19 protein-coding genes are annotated in these 15383 nt (G+C 64.6%); 11 read left to right on the forward strand and 8 right to left on the reverse strand.

Translation table 11 applies throughout. The features are described 5' to 3' along the window. The first annotated feature begins 94 nt into the window (after positions 1-94). Positions 95-802 (forward strand): DnaA regulatory inactivator Hda, encoded by a 708-nt coding sequence (hda, locus tag M0534_RS07065; protein WP_248567708.1) that lies wholly within the window; start codon positions 95-97, stop codon positions 800-802. Here hda and M0534_RS07070 read toward each other — a convergent pair. Genes M0534_RS07070 through arsC form a run of 3 tightly spaced genes read right to left on the reverse strand, consistent with a single transcriptional unit; the run spans position 781 to position 2104 of the window. Next, positions 781-1143: a DUF2069 domain-containing protein gene (locus tag M0534_RS07070; RefSeq protein WP_248567709.1), complete on the reverse strand. Its 363-nt coding sequence runs from the start codon at positions 1141-1143 to the stop codon at positions 781-783. The two genes, hda and M0534_RS07070, sit on opposite strands and share 22 nt — an antisense overlap. Next, entirely contained in the window at positions 1140-1745 is a 606-nt protein-coding gene (wrbA, locus tag M0534_RS07075; RefSeq protein ID WP_428348491.1) for an NAD(P)H:quinone oxidoreductase, read from the reverse strand. Before wrbA ends, M0534_RS07070 begins: the two co-directional genes overlap by 4 nt. After that, entirely contained in the window at positions 1742-2104 is a 363-nt protein-coding gene (gene arsC / locus M0534_RS07080; protein ID WP_248567710.1) for an arsenate reductase (glutaredoxin), read from the reverse strand. The genes wrbA and arsC overlap by 4 nt, the downstream gene beginning before the upstream one ends. A gap of 382 nt (positions 2105-2486) precedes the next feature. Here arsC and M0534_RS07085 point away from each other — a divergent pair, with 382 nt between their 5' ends. From M0534_RS07085 to M0534_RS07095, 3 genes are all read left to right on the forward strand, one after another. Then, entirely contained in the window at positions 2487-2759 is a 273-nt protein-coding gene (locus M0534_RS07085) for an acylphosphatase (RefSeq protein WP_248567711.1), read from the forward strand. 178 nt (positions 2760-2937) lie between these two features. After that, positions 2938-3264 carry a c-type cytochrome gene (locus M0534_RS07090; protein WP_248567712.1) on the forward strand — a complete coding sequence of 109 codons (327 nt, stop codon included), beginning with the start codon at positions 2938-2940 and terminating at the stop codon, positions 3262-3264. Positions 3265-3291: 27 nt separating this feature from the next. Beyond that, complete coding sequence (locus M0534_RS07095) at positions 3292-3639, forward strand: c-type cytochrome (RefSeq protein ID WP_248567713.1); 348 nt, start codon at positions 3292-3294, stop codon at positions 3637-3639. Between the two features lie 15 nt (positions 3640-3654). On the opposite strand, the gene M0534_RS07100 is transcribed toward M0534_RS07095, so the two are convergent. After that, positions 3655-4518, reverse strand: coding sequence for an SDR family oxidoreductase (locus tag M0534_RS07100; protein WP_248567773.1), 864 nt, complete (start codon positions 4516-4518; stop codon positions 3655-3657). Position 4519: 1 nt separating this feature from the next. Between M0534_RS07100 and trmH the strand changes: the two genes are divergently transcribed. Continuing rightward, positions 4520-5230, forward strand: a complete 711-nt coding sequence (gene trmH, locus M0534_RS07105; RefSeq protein ID WP_248567714.1) for a tRNA (guanosine(18)-2'-O)-methyltransferase TrmH — start codon at positions 4520-4522, stop codon at positions 5228-5230. Between the two features lie 22 nt (positions 5231-5252). Here trmH and M0534_RS07110 read toward each other — a convergent pair whose 3' ends face one another. From M0534_RS07110 to M0534_RS07120, 3 genes are read right to left on the reverse strand one after another with little or no spacing between them, the layout of a single operon-like run. Continuing rightward, a complete protein-coding gene (locus M0534_RS07110) occupies positions 5253-5831 on the reverse strand; it encodes a lytic transglycosylase domain-containing protein (protein WP_248567715.1) in 579 nt (192 codons plus the stop codon). Then, positions 5828-7537 carry a proline--tRNA ligase gene (locus M0534_RS07115; RefSeq protein WP_248567716.1) on the reverse strand — a complete coding sequence of 570 codons (1710 nt, stop codon included), beginning with the start codon at positions 7535-7537 and terminating at the stop codon, positions 5828-5830. The genes M0534_RS07110 and M0534_RS07115 overlap by 4 nt, the downstream gene beginning before the upstream one ends. 59 nt (positions 7538-7596) lie before the next feature. Continuing rightward, positions 7597-8049, reverse strand: a complete 453-nt coding sequence (locus M0534_RS07120; RefSeq protein WP_248567717.1) for a DUF4124 domain-containing protein — start codon at positions 8047-8049, stop codon at positions 7597-7599. A 225-nt stretch (positions 8050-8274) separates the two neighbouring features. Between M0534_RS07120 and ilvN the strand changes: the two genes are divergently transcribed. The 6 genes from ilvN (at position 8275) to M0534_RS07150 (ending at position 12405) form a co-directional block, all read left to right on the forward strand. Beyond that, positions 8275-8769 carry an acetolactate synthase small subunit gene (gene ilvN, locus M0534_RS07125; protein WP_248567718.1) on the forward strand — a complete coding sequence of 165 codons (495 nt, stop codon included), beginning with the start codon at positions 8275-8277 and terminating at the stop codon, positions 8767-8769. Between the two features lie 116 nt (positions 8770-8885). Further along, positions 8886-9902, forward strand: coding sequence for a ketol-acid reductoisomerase (ilvC, locus tag M0534_RS07130; protein WP_248567719.1), 1017 nt, complete (start codon positions 8886-8888; stop codon positions 9900-9902). A 143-nt stretch (positions 9903-10045) separates the two neighbouring features. Next, positions 10046-10834 carry a CDP-diacylglycerol--serine O-phosphatidyltransferase gene (pssA, locus tag M0534_RS07135; RefSeq protein ID WP_248567720.1) on the forward strand — a complete coding sequence of 263 codons (789 nt, stop codon included), beginning with the start codon at positions 10046-10048 and terminating at the stop codon, positions 10832-10834. Positions 10835-10889: 55 nt separating this feature from the next. Beyond that, the gene (locus M0534_RS07140) at positions 10890-11594 is read left to right on the forward strand and encodes a uracil-DNA glycosylase (RefSeq protein WP_248567721.1); all 705 of its coding nucleotides are present in this window, start codon (positions 10890-10892) and stop codon (positions 11592-11594) included. Then, positions 11591-12100: a ribosomal protein S18-alanine N-acetyltransferase gene (gene rimI, locus M0534_RS07145; RefSeq protein WP_248567722.1), complete on the forward strand. Its 510-nt coding sequence runs from the start codon at positions 11591-11593 to the stop codon at positions 12098-12100. The genes M0534_RS07140 and rimI overlap by 4 nt, the downstream gene beginning before the upstream one ends. Before the next feature lie 44 nt (positions 12101-12144). Continuing rightward, entirely contained in the window at positions 12145-12405 is a 261-nt protein-coding gene (locus M0534_RS07150) for a DUF2970 domain-containing protein (RefSeq protein ID WP_248567723.1), read from the forward strand. A 66-nt stretch (positions 12406-12471) separates the two neighbouring features. Here the strand turns inward: M0534_RS07150 and M0534_RS07155 are convergent, their stop codons facing one another. Beyond that, a complete protein-coding gene (locus M0534_RS07155) occupies positions 12472-15243 on the reverse strand; it encodes a valine--tRNA ligase (RefSeq protein WP_248567724.1) in 2772 nt (923 codons plus the stop codon). Between the last annotated feature and the right edge of the window lie 140 nt (positions 15244-15383).

The raw sequence follows: 15383 nt of genomic DNA on the forward strand, positions 1-15383 counted from the left end.
CGGAGGAGGGTAGCAGATTTGGCCTGCGCCGGGCATGACGGCCGCCGGCGCGCCGGTTACACTCCGACGCAACGCCCCCGCCCGGATACCCTGCATGCCCTCGTCCAACGCGGATCAACTACGCCAACTTGCCCTCAGAATCGGCTGGGAGCCGGAAGCCACGCTTGAGCAGTTCGTTGCTGGCGCGAATTCGGATGCGCTGGCCGCGTTGCGGGGTGAACTTGGTTCGGACAGCGAGTCGCTGGTGATCTATGGCGCCGCCGGCACCGGCAAGACGCACCTTCTGCAGGCCGCTTGCCGGGAACTGGCCGGCGGCACCAGCAGCTATGTGCCGCTCGCTGCGGCCAGCGAACTGTCGCCGGCGTTGCTGGAGGGACTGGATGCCATGACGCTGGTCGCGCTGGATGATCTGCAGGCAATCGCCGGCCACGGTGCTTGGGAAGAGGCGGTATTCCACCTGTTTAACGGCATCAGGGCGCGCGGCGGTCGCCTGGTGTTGGCCGCCCGGCAAGCACCTTCGGCGCTCGGTCTGCTGATGCCGGATCTGACGTCCCGCCTGCAATGGGGGCTGGTCTACCGGCTGCAGCCTCTTGATGAAGACGCCCTGCTTGCGGCCCTGCAGAACCGGGCGCGGCAGCGTGGCCTGGAGTTGCCGAGCGAAGTCGGCCGCTTCCTGTTGAACCGGTTTCCACGTGATTGTCACAGCCTGTTCGGCCTCCTGGAGACGCTGGATCGGGCCGCACTCGCAGCGCAGAGGCGGCTGACCATTCCGTTTGTCCGTCAGGTGCTGGGCCTGTCCTGAACCCGGGACCGCGTGGCGCGCACATACAACAGGCAGCTGGCGAACAGCAGCAGGCTCAGGAGTACCTCGATCCCACCCAACATGCGCAGTGTTCCCGGTGTGCCCATCGCGGCGACGCCATGGGCGAAATACAGCAAGGCCAGCAGGCTGCACCAGGCTGCGGTGTAACGCCTTGCCGCCAGCAGACCGCGTAGCGGCAGCAGTAGTGGTCCACCGAGCAGCAGCAACATGGGTGCGGTCAGGCCTTCCGGGGGGGGCGCCAGCCATGTGAGCCAGGCCGTCTGCAGGGACAGCAGGCCGAGCAGGCCGAGCAGCATCATTCCATGCAAGAGCCGGGTCATTGGCGAACCGCCTTCAGCGCGCAGGCCACCTCGGCCAGGCGTCGCCCCAGTGCACGGCAGAGTGCGTCCTCGTGTTCGGTATGGGGTTCCTTGCCCTCGCTGCCCGCGAAATGGCTTGCTCCGTACGGCGTACCGCCACTGCGGGTGGCGGCCAGGGCCGGTTCCGAGTAGGGCAGCCCCAGCACCAGCATGCCGTGGTGCAGCAGCGGCAGTTGCATGCTCAGCAGGGTGCTTTCCTGGCCGCCGTGCAGGGATCCCGTGGAGGTGAAGGCACAGGCCGGCCGGCCGGCCAGTCCCGCGGACAGCCACAGGCTGCCGGTTTGGTCGAGGAAGTGCTTGACCGGTGCCGCCATATTGCCGAACCGGGTCGGGCTACCCAGCGCGAGACCGTCGCAGGCGGCCAGTTCGTCAATTGCCGCGTACGGTGCCCCGTCATCCGGCACTGCCGGCGCGGTTGCTTCGCAGACGGTGGAAACCGGTGGCAGCGAGCGCAAGATGGCCTGGGCCGCGTCGACCGTTTCCACACCGCGGGCGATCTGTTCCGCCAGATGCCGGGTGGCGCCGGTCCGACTGTAATACAGCACCAGGATTCGACAACTCACGATTCCGCCTCCAGCAGGGACTGCAGTGCTTCCGGTGGGCGGGCGACCACGGCACGCTGACCATGGACCACGATCGGACGTTGCAGCAGCCGTGGTTCGCGGCTTACCGCCTCGGCAAGCGCTGCGGTATCCGCGGAATCCGGGTCAATGCCCGATTCCCGGAATGCGGTGTCGCCGGTGCGCAGCAGGTCCCTTGTCGGCCCGGGGACCTTGCCCATCAGCTCAAGCACCTCGGTGGCACTCGGAGGGTTCTTCAGGTACTCGATGATCTGCGGCTCGATGCCGCGGTCGCGCAGGATCTGCAACGCCTGGCGGGATTTCGAGCAGCGTGGGTTGTGGTAGATTTTCCATTGCATCATTGCACCTCGGCTTACGGAAACGCTGAATTATTCGCACGCCTGCGTAGGAGTCCGCATTTTTTCCGAGGCAAGGCGCGCTGCGCAGCGCCGCAGTCATTCTGCGGTCAAGCAGCGCAACGCAGCAATCGGGAAAAATGCGGCCCTACCGGAGGCAAGCATGCGCCGTCGCACGCCGCCGCGTGACCGTCGGATTCGCTTGCCTGTGGCCCGGCCGGTTTTGGCCCCTGGCTGTGTTGCGTCACCGGCCCGGTAGCTCAAACTACCGAACCGGCACCGCGCCTTGCCAGATGACCAAAACCGGCCTCGGGCGCAGACGCGGGAATAAATCAGCGTTTTCTTAGAAGCCGCCATTCTGAAGTTTTTTGTCGCCGGGTCCAGATCGATGCGTGTTCAATGCCGCCGATTCCTCATTTCAGGCCGCGTCCAGGGCGTCTGGTTCCGAGCCGGCACCCGCGAGCAGGCTGTGTCGCTGGGGCTTGATGGTGTGGCCCGCAACCTGGATGACGGCCGCGTGGAAGTGACGGCTTTCGGACCGGCCGAGGCGCTGGAGCAATTACACGACTGGTTGCAGCGTGGAACATCCCAGGCCCGGGTCGAGGAGGTTCGTGAGGTTTCGGCACCATCGCAACCTGAAAAGGGCTTTCGGATCGCCTGACAGGCCAACCGGGGTAACCGGGACGGTATGGTCTTTACCGGCGTGGCGATCCGTGGAACCATAACGCCCTGAAAATTTCGTATCGACTTGCTCCCAAGGCTTGCGAGTCAATAAGCCGGTCTAGGCCAGTGCTGCGGCCTGACTCGGCCTGATACCAACGCAGCAGCGAGAGAACGTGATGAGACTGAAGAGTATCGTATTGGCGTCAATCTCAGGCGCTCTACTGGCTTCCGGTGCACTCCAGGCCGAGGAGGGAGATGCGGTCCGTGGCGAAAGCCTCGCCTGGTCCTGCATGGGCTGTCATGCCGTGGAGTCGGCGCGCAACAGCTACCCGTCCTACCGCGTGCCGATGCTCGGCGGTCAGAACGAGCTGTATCTGTACCAGTCATTGGTGGCCTACAGGGAAGGCCAGCGCGAACACGCGACGATGCAGGCGCAGGTTCGCAGCCTCTCCGATCAGGATCTGCGCGATCTTGCCGCCTACTTTGCCGGCGACGACGACTGATCGGGCCGCTTAGCCGAGAGATTGATCATGATGAAACTTTCTACTGCAATGTTGGCGCTGGCCGGCCTGTGCATGGCCGGGAGCGCGGCCGCGATCGAGCGCGGCGATATCGAACGTGGTGAAGACCTGTCGCTGGCCTGCATGGCCTGCCACTCGGCGGATGCCACCAACAACAACCCGGAATGGCCCCGGCTCTACGGCCAGCATGGTGAATACCTGCTGCAGGCGCTCCGCGACTACAAGACCGGGAGCCGTGACAACGCGATCATGCAGCAGCAGGTGGACCACCTGTCGGACCAGGATCTGAGGGATCTCGCTGCCTACTTCTCGAAGCGGGAAGGGCAGCTTTATACCAACCGTCCGCCTCGCCGGTAATCAACGCTGTCCAGTTCACAGATTGGGGCCGGCGTGGCCCTGGTCTAGCATGGCCCGGTAGCCGGCGCGAAAATCCGGATAGCGGAAGCTGAACCCGGAGCCTCGCAGGCGGCGATTGCAGCAACGCTTGTTGCTGCCCCTTTGATCGCCGGGTGCTCCGCACTGTCGCGGCAGGCGCGGGAGCCCCATCTCGTCCGCAAGCCAATCCAGCACTTCATGCATCGGTGACGGCCTGTCGTCGACACCAAGGTAGATCGGCGCCGCTTGGGGCAGTGTGAGCAGATGGTCCAGCACCGCGATGCAATCGCTCTGGTGAATGCGGTTGGTGTACGTGGGGGGGTCGGCCACTACCGGCCGGCCTTCGCGTACGCGTTTCAGCAGCCGTTCCCGCCCCAGCCCGTAAATCCCGCCCAGCCGCAGGATCACGCCCCGGTCTCCCAGGGGACGCAACAATGACTCTGCCTGCAGCAGCCGTCGGCCGGAAAAGGCCTGCGGTTGCGTCGCGCTGGTCTCGTCCACCCACGCCCCGCCGGTATCCCCATAGACCGAGGTGCTGGACACGAATATCACCCGGGCCGGGCTTTGACCGGCGTTTTCCAGCGACTGCAGCAGATTGCCGAATCCACGGACGTAGGCCTGTTCATAGGCGGCATCGGTAAAGGTGCCGGGCGTTGCCGTAAACACCACCGCGTCCAGATCCGCCGGCAGCGAAGCGCGCAGGGATGCCGGGTCCGCCAGATCCGCGCTCAGCGGTTCAATCGGCTCAGGCAACAACGATGCCTGCCGCCGCAGGCCGAAAACCCGGTCGCCAGCGGCGGCCCGACGAAGTCCGAGTTGGGTGGCAAGCTTGCCGCAGCCGGCAAGCAGAAGTCGCTGTATCATGCGTGTCGCGTCTCAATTGCGGGAAGGTGGGATGGTGAGTCGGGAACGACTGTGCAGGATGCAGGCGGTGCTGGATCACCGTCAGCCCGACATGACCGTGATCATGGCGGGGGTCCACAAGGAACACAATGTTTCCGCGGTGCTGCGTACCGCTGATGCGGTCGGTGTGTTGGAGGTCCATGGCTTCGGCACGCAGTCGGTACCGGCACTCAAGCGCACGGCGCATGCCGGCGTCGGGCAGCGGGTCCGGCTGCATCACAACCCGCGGATTGCAGACGGTTGCCGCAGCCTTCGGCAGGCAGGCCTGCGCATCGTCGCCACGGCGCTGGCGCCCGGGGCCCGGGATTTCCGCGAACTCGACTACACGCGGCCGTTCGCCTTGATGCTCGGGGCCGAGCTGGAGGGGGTCCCGGACGAAGGCCTGGCGCAGGCGGACGAGGTGGTCACCATTCCGATGCTGGGCCTGACCGACTCGCTGAATGTCTCGGTGGCGGCCGCAGTCATTCTTTACGAGGCACAGCGTCAGCGGCTTCAGGCCGGGCTGTTTGATTGCCGACGGCTGGATTCGGCGACCTGCGAGCGCCTGTTGTTCGAATGGCTGCACCCGCGCATGGCGCGGCTCTGTCTGCGGCGCGGGTACTCCTATCCAGCACTGGATGCCGATGGCGATTTGCTGCATGCGCCCGGGCAGCCGGCGCCGCAGGAATAGGCGACAGCCTGGCGTCGGCTGATCAGGGATGCCAGCGTTCGGCCAGGGACTGGTACACCCGATCTGGATACCAGGTTTGCCCCAGGCTGCCGTTATAGCGGGCGAGGGCGCGGGTCAGGTTGCCGTTTTCCAGGTCCAGGTAATGTCGGAGGATGGTGCAACCGAAGCGTAGATTGGTGCGCACACGGAACAGGTTGTCGGTGCCATTGCCCAGAGTTTCCAGCCAGAAGGGCATCACCTGCATCAGCCCCCTGGCGCCGGCATGGGATAACGCGAAGCGGTCGAAATTGCTTTCCACCTCGATTACCGCGAGTACCAGCTCCGGTTCCAGGTTCGCCAATCGCGCCTCCTGGTAGAGCGCCTGCAGCATGGCTTCGCGGTAATCGGACTCGGGGACCCTGTTGCGCAGACGCTCCGACATCTCGGCCAGCCATTCGGCATCGGGCTGCCGGTGATCGCCGCCGTCGCGACTGGCCGCAATGATATCCCGCATCGCCTGGTAGAGACGCTCGCTGGTCTGCTGCTGCGCCGAATAGGCCGTCGCCGACCCCGGGAGCAGGATGCCGAGCAGCAGAACGACCAGGCAGATTCGGGGATTCATCGCGCAAGTCGCTCCTGAAGGCGATCCAGAACGCGTTCCAGCGGCCAGTCCTCGGATGTCTCGGCCTGACGTTGGCGATATTCAACATGGCCGTTTTCGAGGCCGCGGTCGCCGATCACGATGCGATGCGGGATGCCGATCAGCTCGATATCGGCGAATTTGACGCCGGGACGCAGGTCGCGATCATCCCAGCATGCATCAATGCCGGCCTCGCGCAATACATGGTAGAGCGTCTCCGAAGCGTCTCGTACCGCGTCCGATTTCTGCAGGTTGATTGACACGATGGCGACCTCGAACGGCGCGATCGGCGCGGGCCAGGCAATCCCCTTCTGGTCGTGATTCTGTTCGATGGCCGCAGCCACGATCCGGGACACGCCGATACCGTAGCAGCCCATCGGCATGGCCACGCTGCGACCATTTTCGTCCAGCACCGTGGCCCCCATCGCCTCGCTGTACTTGCTGCCAAGCTGGAACACATGACCCACCTCGATGCCGCGCGCGATAGCAAGCTGGCCTGTTCCATCCGGGCTGGGGTCACCGGCGACGACGTCCCGCAGGTCAGCGATTTCCGGCAGCGGCACATCGCGATCCCAGTTGATGCCGAACAGATGCTGTTCATCCTGGTTGGCGCCTGCGGCGAAATCGGCAAGTACGGCAACGCTGCGATCCACGACGCACGGCAGCGGCAGCGCAACAGGCCCCAGCGAGCCGGCGCCGGCGCCGATGGCGGCGCGGATTTCCGCGTCTTCCGCCATGGTCAGCGGTGCGGCCACCAATGGCAGTTTCTCCGCCTTCAGCGCGTTCAGGCCGTGGTCGCCGCGCACGATCAGCGCCACCAGCGGCTGTTCACTGCCGTGTACGATCAGCGTTTTCACGGTCCGTTCGATCGGCAGGTCGTGGTCCCGCACCAGATCATCGATGGTCTTCACGCCAGGTGTGTCGACCCGGCGCATCTCCTCTGCCGGCGCCGGCCGCGCCAGCTGCGGCGCGGCGGCTTCCGCCAACTCGACATTGGCCGCGTAGTCGCCGCTGTCGGAGAATGCGATCGCGTCCTCACCCGAATCCGCCAGCACATGGAATTCATGCGAGGCGGTGCCGCCGATGCTGCCGGTATCGGCATGCACGGCGCGGAAGTGCAGTCCGGTCCGCTCGAAAATGCGGGTGTAGGTATCGAACATCACCTGATAGGTCCGCGCCAGGCAATCCGCATCCAGATGGAACGAGTAGGCGTCCTTCATCAGGAATTCGCGGGCGCGCATGACGCCAAACCGCGGTCGTACCTCGTCCCGGAACTTGGTCTGAATCTGGTAGAAATTGACCGGCAGCTGCTTGTAGCTGCGCAGTTCGCGTCGTGCCAGATCGGTGATCACCTCTTCATGGGTGGGGCCAAGGCAGAAATCCCGCTCGTGCCGGTCCTGCATTCGCAGCAACTCGGGACCGAACTGCTCCCAGCGCCCTGACTCCTGCCACAGTTCCGCGGGTTGCACCCCGGGCATCAGCAATTCCACCGCACCGCTGCGATCCATCTCCTCGCGGACGATGGCCTCGACCTTGCGCAATACCCGCAGCCCCAGCGGCATCCAGGTGTAAAGGCCCGATGCGAGGCGCCGGATCATACCGGCCCGCAGCATGAGTTGGTGGCTGATGATCTCTGCGTCGGCGGGTGTCTCCTTGGTCGTGGCGAGCGGGAAACGGGACAATCGCATGGTTTCGGTTTTCCTTGTTGTTGCTTCTGCGCCGGGCTGAGCCTACCCGAACTGCCCGGTCATTCGCACCAGTCATCAATGAATGCGCGGGTCTCGGCGATCCGGCGGCTGCGCTCTTCCTCATCCAGCACGACGACTTCATCGTCTCCCACCTGAATGCGACGCACCGCAGGGTCCTCCAGGACCGCAAGGTTTTCCTGGTAGGCCACGCAGGCTTCATCAATCTGCTGGCGGCTGGTCTGCCCGGCATCGTCAGCGGTCTCTTCCTCGGCCGCTGGCTCGGTCTCGGCTGCCTGTTCATCCGCTGCGTCATCCGGCTCGGGCTGCTCGACGGGCCCGTCACGGGCGGGCCCGGATTCCGTTTCCAGGGGCACCGCCTCCACGCCCTCGGGCGGCAACTGGCCGTAATGCGTGCTGCCGTCGCTACCGGTCCACTTGTAAATGGTGGCGGCGTTGACGCTCCCGCTGACCAACAGGAGCAGAGCGGCAAGAATTGTCAGACACCTTTGCATACGGTGTTCCCCGGCGGTTGTGAGGTCGTTGTCGGCTATGGCCTGATTCTTGACCTCGTGGGTATTCCTGAGTAGTTTTGCAGCCTTTCGGCGATCCGTAGCACAGCATAACTCCGATGGCCGCGACGCTCGATGGCATCACGAAATCGGCACGCGCGCGCCCGGGTTGCTGATTGGGTCGCGATTCCACTGGCCCCTGGCGGGGCACCGGACGGTCTTCTCGCTATGCGGCATATCATTTCCATACTCGTCGAGAACGAGTTCGGCGCGCTCTCCCGTATCGCCGGGCTGTTCACGGCCCGTGGCTACAATATCGAATCCCTGACCGTCGCACCCACCGACGATCCGACCCTGTCGCGGATGACCCTGGTGACGGTCGGCAATGATCGGATCATCGAGCAGATCATCAAGCAACTGAACAAGCTGCTGGACGTGGTCAAGGTCATGGACATGACCGAGGGTGCGCACATCGAGCGCGAGATGATGCTGGTGAAGGTGTCGGCCGCCACTGGCGACATGCGGGAAGAGATCAAGCGGCTGAGCGACATCTTCCGTGGCCGCATCCTCGATGTCACCGATCGGATCTATACCATCGAACTGACCGGTATCAGTAGCAAGCTGGATGCTTTTCTCGAGGCGCTGGGCCAGACCGCGATTCTCGAGGTCGTGCGCTCCGGGGTGATCGGCATCACCCGTGGCGAAAAGCACATGCGGATCTGAGCGAAGGCTCGACGCCGTAGCGACCGCGGGCGGATCGACGCGGTCGGCAATCGTTTCATCTTTAAGGACATCGGGGCGCGCTGCGTTTCCCGGGTCATCCATTGAACGGGGGCAACATGAAAGTCTATTACGATAAGGACGCGGATCTCTCCATTATCCAGCAGCGCAAGGTGGCGATCCTCGGTTACGGATCCCAGGGGCACGCCCATGCCAACAACCTGAAGGAATCTGGCGCCTCGGTGGTGGTCGGGCTGCGCGAGGGTTCGGCATCGGCCGACAAGGCGCGCAATGCCGGTCTCGAGGTCGCGACCGTCGAGGATGCTGTGGCCCAGGCCGACCTGGTCATGATCCTGACGCCGGATGAGCATCAGGCGCGGATGTACCGTGACCAGATCGAACCGAACCTGAAGCAGGGCGCGACCATCGCCTTCGCCCACGGCTTCAACATTCACTACGGCCAGATCGAGCCGCGTGCGGACCTGGACGTGATCATGATTGCGCCCAAGGGCCCGGGGCATCTGGTTCGCTCCACCTACACCGAGGGTGGCGGTGTGCCGACCCTGATCGCCATCCACCAGAACAGCTCCGGTCAGGCCAAGGAAGTGGCGCTGTCCTACGCCTCGGCCAACGGTGGTGGCCGTGCAGGCATCATCGAGACCACGTTCCGTGAAGAGACCGAAACCGATCTGTTCGGTGAGCAGGCGGTTCTCTGCGGTGGCATCACCTCGCTGATCCAGGCCGGGTTCGAGACCCTGACCGAAGCCGGTTACAGCCCGGAGATGGCCTATTTCGAGTGCCTGCATGAGGTCAAGCTGATCGTCGACCTGATCTACGAGGGCGGCATCGCCAACATGCGTTATTCGGTGTCGAACACCGCCGAGTACGGTGATTTCGTCAGCGGCCCCCGGGTCATCAACGAGCAGTCCCGCGAAGCCATGAAGGGCATCCTCGAAGATGTCCAGAACGGCACCTTCGCGCGCAACTTCATCCTTGAGAATGCCGCCGGCGCCCCTACGCTGAAGGCGCGTCGTCGCCTCAGCAGCGAACATGACATCGAGGTCGTTGGCGAGAAGCTGCGCGACATGATGCCGTGGATCCGCAAGAAGCAGCTGGTCGACAAGAGCCGCAACTGAGTTAGCGCGGCTTCAACCAGTGTTTTCTGGAAGCCGCTGGCCTCTCGGCCAGCGGCTTTTTTCATGGAGAACGACATGCCGTGGGCCGGGCTGCTGTGCTACTTTGTGCAGCCACTAGGGCAGCCTTGAAGATTGCGACAGCCATGCAAGATGATGCGTCGCCCACGGGGCGAAAGCCGCGCCGTGGGATCTACCTGCTACCGAATCTGCTGACCACGCTGGGCCTGTTCTTCGGTTTCTACGCAATGATCGCGGGCATCAACCAGGATTTCCGTCTTGCCGCCATCGCCATTTTCATTGCCATGGTGATGGACAGCCTGGATGGGCGTGTCGCGCGCCTGACGAACACCCAGAGTGACTTCGGCGTGCAGTACGACAGCCTGTCCGACATGGTCTGTTTCGGCCTGGCACCGGCGCTGGTGGTGCACCAGTGGATGTTGGGCGACATGGACAGCCTGGGCGGCATCTGGAATCAGCTGGGCTGGATTGCGGCATTCACCTTCGCTGCCTGCGCAGCACTGCGCCTGGCCCGCTTCAACACCCAGGCGGGCGTGGCGGACAAACGCTATTTCCAGGGCTTGCCGAGCCCGGCTGCAGCGGCGGGGCTCGCCAGCCTGGTCTGGCTGGGCGAGCATCTCGGCGTCAGCGCCGGATACAGTGCCAGCGCCTTCGTCATCCTGGTGACCCTGTGCACCGGGCTGCTGATGGTCAGTAATGTCCGGTACTACAGCTTCAAGGAGTTCGATTTCCGCTACCGGGTGCCGTTCGTCGTGATCGTCGCGCTGGTGCTGGCCGTGGCCTTCCTGTCGCTTTACCCGCCGGTGGTGTTGTTCGCCGCGTTTCTTGTTTACGCGGTCTCCGGACCGGCCATGACCATTGCCAGCCGGCGTCGGCATCGGCTGGCGCTGCGTCGGCGGCGGGCACAGCAATAGGTTTCCGGATGGCGGATTTCATCCCGACCTGGTGGCAGGGGGCAGGCTGGCAGGCATGACCGTGTCCGCGCGACAGGCCCTGTATCTACGGCGTATGGGCATCGACCTGTGGCGCCAACGTGATCCGGCTGCGGCGCCCGCTGCCCCGGGCGCTCGGGTGGTAGCCGGGGAACCGGATCGTGGGCTGCCCGACGAGCAGGCCGATGACTGGACCGCCCTGCAGCAGCGCGTCAGCGGCTGCCGACTCTGCGATCTGTGCGAGAGCCGCCGGCAGACGGTGTTCGGTGTCGGTTCACCGAGCGCGGATCTGTTGCTAATCGGCGAGGCGCCGGGAGCCGAGGAAGATCGGCGGGGCGAGCCTTTCGTCGGCGCCGCCGGGAAGCTGCTGGACAACATGCTGCGGGCCATCGACCTGGACCGGCAGCGCGTGTTCATTGCCAACGTGCTGAAGTGCCGGCCGCCGAACAACCGCGATCCCAAGCCCGAGGAAGTCCGTTCCTGCATGCCGTATCTCGAGGCCCAGATCCGGCACCTGCAGCCGCGGGTCATCCTGGCGCTGGGCAAGGTTGCTGCCCAGTCCCTGCTGGAATCCGGTGCGCCGCTGAAGGCCATGCGCGAGCGCTGGCACCAACTGGGGCCGTTACAGGTGCCGCTGCTGGTAACCTACCACCCGGCCTATCTGCTGCGGCGCCCCGAAGACAAGGCGAAGGCCTGGCGCGACCTTTGCCGGATCCGCGACCGCCTGGGTGAGCGGACATGAGTGCGGTATCGCGCGAACCGGACATGATAGATGTCCGCCTGATGACCGATTCGGACCTTGCGGCAGTCCTGCGGATCGAGCAGGAAAGTTATGGCTTTCCGTGGTCCGAGTCGATTTTCCGGGATTGCCTGGGTGCCGGCTATGCCTGCTGGGTAGCGGAACGGGACGCACGTCTGCGGGGGTTTCTGATCATGTCCACGGCGGCTGGCGAGGCGCATATTCTCAATCTGTGTGTCGGTGCCGATGTGCGTCGCTCGGGCGTCGGACGACGTCTGCTGGTTCATGCGCTATCCGTGGCCGTGCGCTGCGGTGTCGACAGCCTGTTTCTCGAGGTGCGGCCATCGAATGTGGCGGCGGTGCGGTTATACACGGAGAACGGCTTCCATGAAGTCGGTCTAAGACCCGGCTACTACCCGCTGCCCGGCGGTCGTCGCGAGGACGGGCTGATCATGGCCCGCACACTGCGGCAGCCCGGCTCCGAGTCCCGGGGCCACCGTGGATCGTGAGCATCGCCGGTAGGCTGACTATTCCGATGAGTGGGGATTCCGAGATGTTTGCGAAGATATCGAAGGGGCGGGGGGACGGACCGCGGCAGGACCAGGACGAGACGAAACGTCCGGGTGTTCTTGCCGTTATCCAAAGCACACTCGCTGCTGCCTTCGGCGTCCAAAGCCAGAAGGCGCGGGAGCGCGACTTCAAGTACGGCCGGCCGCTGCCCTACATCATTGCCGGCACGATCTTCACCGTGGCGTTCATTCTGCTCCTGGTGCTGATCGTCCGGCTGGTCCTGAGCAGTGCAGGCCTGGACTAGGAATACGCAGAAGGCTGCGAGTGGTTTTCGGCTGGGTGGCCATGAGGCTCCGAGAACGATTCAGTCTTACAGCCGCTCAATCTTTTCGTACTGGGCCTGCAGCTTTTCCAGTGTGGCCTTGAACTCACCGAGGCGGGCCCGTTCCTTGTCGACCACCGCGGCGGGCGCCTTGTCGATGAAGTTCTGGTTCGCCAGCTTTTGTTTGGCCCGCTGCAGGTCACCGCTGGCGCGCTCCAGATCCTTGCCCAGGCGCTTGAGTTCGGCCTCCTTGTCGATCAGGCCCGCCATCGGCAGCAGCAGTTGCATCTCGCCGACCAGGGCGATGGCCGATTCCGGCGCCTCGTCCTTCGGCTCCAGCCAGGTGATGGACTCAAGGCGCGCCAGTCGTTCCAGGAACAGCCGGTACCGGGACAGACGCTGGCGATCGCTGTCGTCGCCGTTCTGCAGCAGCACCGGCAGCGGCTTGCCCGGGGCGATGTCCATCTCGCCGCGAATCCGGCGCAGGCCGAGGATGAAGGTCTGGATCCAGGCCACGTCGGCCTCGGCCTCCGCATCCTGTCGTGAAGCCTCGGCCTGCGGAAACGGTTGCAGGCTGATGCTGCTGCCGCGGACCCCGGCCAGTGGTGCGATCCGTTGCCAGATTTCCTCGGTGATGAACGGCATGAACGGATGCGCCAGGCGCAGAATCGTCTCCAGCACCCGCACCAGCGTGCGCCGCGTGCCGCGCAGTGCTGCGGCGTCGTCGGCACCGTTGAGCACCGGCTTGGCCAGTTCCAGGTACCAGTCGCAGTACTCGCTCCAGACGAAGTCGTACAGGGCCTGCGAGGCCAGGTCGAAGCGGTAGCCGTTAATCTGTCGTTCGACGGTTTCCTCGACGGCCTGCAGCCTGGAGATGATCCAGCGGTCGGCGACGCTCAGCGCGCAGTCGTCCCCATCCTGGCCGCAGTCCTCGCCTTCGGTGTTCATCAGCACGAAGCGCGAGGCGTTCCACAGCTTGTTGCAGAAGTTGCGGTAGCCGTCGACGCGGCCCATGTCCAGCACCACGTCGCGGCCGGTGGTGGCCAGCGACGCGAAGGTGAAACGCAGGGCATCGGTGCCGTGCGCGGCGATGCCGTCCGGGAAATGCTTGCGCGTGGCCTGCTCGATGCGTTTTGCCATCCGCGGCTGCATCAGACCGGCGGTGCGTTTCTGTACCAGGGTTTCCAGGTCGATGCCGTCGATGATGTCGATCGGGTCCAGCACATTGCCCTTGGACTTGGACATCTTCTGGCCATCGCCGTCACGCACCAAGCCGTGGATATAGATCTCGCGGAACGGCACCTCGCCATCCATGAAGTGCATGCCCATCATGATCATCCGCGCGACCCAGAAGAAAATGATGTCGAAGCCGGTGACCAGCACGCTGGTCGGATAGAAGGTGCGCAGCGCCTCGGTATCCTCGGGCCAGCCCAGGGTCGAGAAGGGCCATAGGGCGGAGGAGAACCAGGTGTCCAGCACATCGGCATCCTGCTGCAGCGGCACATCGCGGCCATGGTGCTCGCGTGCCTGGGCGAGGGCTTCCGCCTCGCTGCGGGCGACGAAGATGTTGCCCTCGGTGTCATACCAGGCCGGGATGCGGTGACCCCACCAGATCTGGCGTGAGATGCACCAGTCCTCGATCCTGCGCATCCAGTCGAAGTAGGTGTTCTTCCAGTTGTCCGGCACGAAGCGGACGTGGCCATCTTCCACCGCGCGAATTGCCGGCTCGGCCAGCGGCGCGGTGCGCACGAACCACTGATCGGTCAGGTATGGCTCGACCACGGCGCCCGAGCGATCGCCGCGGGGCACCATGAGCTTGTGGTCGTCAATCCGCTCCAGCAGGCCCTGGGATTCCAGTTCGGCGACAATCCGCTTGCGTGCCTCGTAACGGTCCAGGCCACGGTAGGCCGCGGGCACCGCGTCATTGAGCGCGGCGTCCACGGTCAGGATATTGATCATCGGCAGATCGTGGCGCTGACCCATCGCGTAGTCATTGAAGTCATGCGCCGGGGTGATCTTGACGCAGCCGGAGCCGAACTCGGGATCGACGTAGTCATCGGCGATCACCGGGATCTCGCGGTCGGTCAGCGGCAGCCGCAGCGTCTTGCCGACCAGCTCCCGATACCGCGCATCCTCCGGGTGCACCGCCACCGCGGTGTCGCCGAGCATGGTCTCCGGGCGGGTCGTGGCCACCACCAGGTGGCCGCTGCCGTCGGTCAGCGGGTAGCGCATGTGCCAGAGGTGGCCGTATTCCTCCTCCGACACCACCTCCAGGTCGGAGACAGCGGTGTGCAGCACCGGATCCCAGTTGACTAGGCGCTTGCCGCGGTAGATCAGTCCCTCCTCATGCAGGCGTACGAAGGTCTCGCGCACCGCCTCGGACAGGCCATCGTCCATCGTGAAGCGTTCCCGCGACCAGTCCACCGAGGCGCCCATGCGGCGAAGCTGATTCTGGATCGTGCCGCCGGATTCGGCCTTCCATTGCCAGACCCGGTCGATGAACGCCTCGCGTCCCAGGTCATGCCGGGTCTTGCCCTCGGCATTGAGCTGCCGCTCGACCACCATCTGTGTGGCGATGCCGGCGTGATCGGTGCCGGGCTGCCACAGGGTGTTGTCACCCCGCATCCGGTGATACCGGCTCAGGATGTCCATGATGGTGTCCTGGAACGCATGTCCCATGTGCAGCGTGCCCGTGACATTGGGCGGCGGGATCATGATGCAGAACGGTTCGCCGGCGCCGCTGGGAGCGAAGCAGCCATCGGCTTCCCATTGCCGGTACCAGTGCTGTTCGATACTGCCGGGGTTGTAGGTCTTCTCCATGAACTGCCTGTTCCGATCCGGGCGTCATCCTCCGGCGCCGGGGCGCGGGTTGAACGCAATGCCAATAAAAAAGGGCCGCAAAGTATACAACTCAGCGCCCCGGCGGTGAGAACGGTGGCCGGAACGCTCCGGACGCTGCG

The sequence above is a fragment of the Methylonatrum kenyense genome, from assembly GCF_023195885.1.
GTDB classification, from domain to species: Bacteria; Pseudomonadota; Gammaproteobacteria; order Nitrococcales; family Aquisalimonadaceae; genus Methylonatrum; species Methylonatrum kenyense.

Excerpts from the sequence above, each read along its gene's own strand:
- arsC (WP_248567710.1), bottom strand. The coding sequence starts at position 2,104 with ATGATGCAATGGAAAATCTACCACAACCCACGCTGCTCGAAATCCCGC.
- M0534_RS07090 (WP_248567712.1), top strand. The coding sequence starts at position 2,938 with ATGAGACTGAAGAGTATCGTATTGGCGTCAATCTCAGGCGCTCTACTG.
- ilvN (WP_248567718.1), top strand. The coding sequence starts at position 8,275 with ATGCGGCATATCATTTCCATACTCGTCGAGAACGAGTTCGGCGCGCTC.
- M0534_RS07070 (WP_248567709.1), bottom strand. The coding sequence starts at position 1,143 with ATGACCCGGCTCTTGCATGGAATGATGCTGCTCGGCCTGCTCGGCCTG.
- pssA (WP_248567720.1), top strand. The coding sequence starts at position 10,046 with ATGCAAGATGATGCGTCGCCCACGGGGCGAAAGCCGCGCCGTGGGATC.
- M0534_RS07155 (WP_248567724.1), bottom strand. The coding sequence starts at position 15,243 with ATGGAGAAGACCTACAACCCCGGCAGTATCGAACAGCACTGGTACCGG.
- hda (WP_248567708.1), top strand. The coding sequence starts at position 95 with ATGCCCTCGTCCAACGCGGATCAACTACGCCAACTTGCCCTCAGAATC.
- M0534_RS07140 (WP_248567721.1), top strand. The coding sequence starts at position 10,890 with ATGACCGTGTCCGCGCGACAGGCCCTGTATCTACGGCGTATGGGCATC.
- trmH (WP_248567714.1), top strand. The coding sequence starts at position 4,520 with ATGCGTGTCGCGTCTCAATTGCGGGAAGGTGGGATGGTGAGTCGGGAA.
- rimI (WP_248567722.1), top strand. The coding sequence starts at position 11,591 with ATGAGTGCGGTATCGCGCGAACCGGACATGATAGATGTCCGCCTGATG.
- ilvC (WP_248567719.1), top strand. The coding sequence starts at position 8,886 with ATGAAAGTCTATTACGATAAGGACGCGGATCTCTCCATTATCCAGCAG.
- M0534_RS07150 (WP_248567723.1), top strand. The coding sequence starts at position 12,145 with ATGTTTGCGAAGATATCGAAGGGGCGGGGGGACGGACCGCGGCAGGAC.
- M0534_RS07085 (WP_248567711.1), top strand. The coding sequence starts at position 2,487 with ATGCGTGTTCAATGCCGCCGATTCCTCATTTCAGGCCGCGTCCAGGGC.
- M0534_RS07110 (WP_248567715.1), bottom strand. The coding sequence starts at position 5,831 with ATGAATCCCCGAATCTGCCTGGTCGTTCTGCTGCTCGGCATCCTGCTC.
- M0534_RS07120 (WP_248567717.1), bottom strand. The coding sequence starts at position 8,049 with ATGCAAAGGTGTCTGACAATTCTTGCCGCTCTGCTCCTGTTGGTCAGC.
- M0534_RS07095 (WP_248567713.1), top strand. The coding sequence starts at position 3,292 with ATGATGAAACTTTCTACTGCAATGTTGGCGCTGGCCGGCCTGTGCATG.
- M0534_RS07115 (WP_248567716.1), bottom strand. The coding sequence starts at position 7,537 with ATGCGATTGTCCCGTTTCCCGCTCGCCACGACCAAGGAGACACCCGCC.